The 1,982-nt window shown below is 35.0% G+C and carries 2 protein-coding genes; both read left to right on the forward strand.

Annotated elements, in window-relative coordinates; translation table 11 throughout:
* Positions 1-1,153: NAD(P)H-hydrate dehydratase (locus ACKI67_RS03555; protein WP_407462017.1), on the forward strand; the 1,153-nt coding region annotated here is incomplete at its 5' end.
* A gap of 44 nt (positions 1,154-1,197) precedes the next feature.
* A complete protein-coding gene (gene sfsA, locus ACKI67_RS03560; RefSeq protein WP_407462018.1) occupies positions 1,198-1,905 on the forward strand; it encodes a DNA/RNA nuclease SfsA in 708 nt (235 codons plus the stop codon).
* Positions 1,906-1,982: the final 77 nt, after the last annotated feature.

Consider the following 1,982-nt stretch of genomic DNA (forward strand, 5'->3'; position numbering starts at 1 on the left):
TGGAATCAAAGGAAAACTTAGAACAAAGGTCAGAAAAGCTGTCGAATTGATTAATGAAATAGACGGCATAAAAGTGGCAGTGGATGCTCCTTCAGGTTTGGATCCATTAACTGGAGAGATATCAGACATTGCTGTTGAAGCGGATTATACTGTAAGTTTTCATAAAATCAAGACAGGTGTCAAATTGGCAGGTGAAGAAAAGACTGGTGGAGTAATCACCTGTGATATTGGAATTCCAATTGAAGCGGAATTGTTTGTTGAAGGTGGAGATTTATTAAGATTAAAGAATAGAAAAAATGATTCCCATAAAGGAAATAATGGCAAAGTCTTGATTGTGGGAGGAAGCAAGGATTATTACGGTGCACCTGCAATCTCAGCAAAGGCAGCTATTGCAACAGGTGTTGATTTGACTTATATCTACACTCCAAAGAATGCTGCTTTAGCTATCAAGTCATTTTCTGAAGATTTTATCGTGCAAGAAGCAAAAGGAGATTACTTGTCACTTGAAGATTTGGAAGAGATTTTAGAACTTTCATCCAAGGTTGATGCTGTCCTATTAGGTCCAGGTTCAAGTCAAATGGAAGAGACAGGCAAGTTATTCAATGTACTTGCAATCAAGATTGACAAGCCATTGGTATTGGATGCAGATGCATTGAAATTAGTGGATTTAAGCCTTGTTTCTAAAAAAGAGGATTTGATAATCACACCCCATTTATCTGAGTTCAAGTCATTCTTTAAAAACGCTTCAAAAGAGGATTTGGGTAACTTGGAGAAATTTGCTAAATTGGATGGCAAGGAGAATTTGGACTTTAGAAAAGTCAACGATAAGATTGATGCCATTCATAAGATCACCAAAAGCATTGATGGTTCCGTTATCCTCAAAGGAAAATATGATTTCATATTCAATGGTAATAGATTGAAGATCAATAGAACAGGAAATCCTGGAATGACTGTTGGCGGAACAGGAGATGCATTGGCAGGAATTTGCTTAAGCTTACTCTCTCAAGAATTAAACAGTTTTGATGCAGCATTGCTTGCTCCATATCTTAATGGTAAAGCTGGAGATTTGGCATATGAAGCTCAAGGATATGGATTTGGTGCACAGGATTTGACTCAGTATTTAGGCGCAGTTATGAGTGGTTTAATCGAATAATAAATTATTATATTTATTATTCTTATTTTTTTCGAGTGATTTAATTGACTGATTTAGTGAAAGCTATTTTTAGAAATAGGGCCAATAGGTTCATTGCAGAAGTGGAGATTGATGGTGAAATAGTAAGAGCACATCTTCCAAATACAGGCAGATGCAAAGAGCTATTGATTGATGGCACAACTGTTTATCTTAAGCCAAGCGATAATCCGAATAGGAAAACCAAATATTCCTTGTATTTGATTGAAAACAATGGTGCACTTGTTGCCATGTATTCACAAGAAGCCAGCAAGATTGTCATAGATGCGATTTCAAATAAAAAAATTAAGGAATTGTCTGGCTATGAGATTGTGGAATCTGAAAAGACAATTGGCAATTCGAGAATCGACATTTATTTGGCTAATTTAGACAGCAATAAGAATCCGATTGATGAAACATATGTTGAAGTAAAATCAGTCACTTTAATCAAGGATGGAATTGCACAGTTTCCGGATGCTCCTACTGAGAGAGGCAGAAAACATTTGGAAGAGCTTATTTCACTTAAAAAAGAGGGAATCCGTTCAGTTGTATTTTTCCTGATTGAACATCCGAATGGAAATAGTTTCAGACCTAATTGGGAAAATGATCCTGAATTTTCCAAAACTTTGAATAAGGCATACGATGAAGGTGTAGAAATTCTCGTCTATAAAACAGAAAACACCTTGGAAAATATCGAATTGGTTGGAAATTCACTTGAATTTAGTTTAGAAAACTAATCCTAATTATAAATATCTCAATAAAATACTTAATTAATATAAGTATTCTTTTTTTTTAAAAAAACAGGGTATTTAGC

It is taken from the genome of Methanobrevibacter sp., assembly GCF_045577275.1.
Taxonomy (GTDB): Archaea; Methanobacteriota; Methanobacteria; order Methanobacteriales; family Methanobacteriaceae; genus Methanobrevibacter.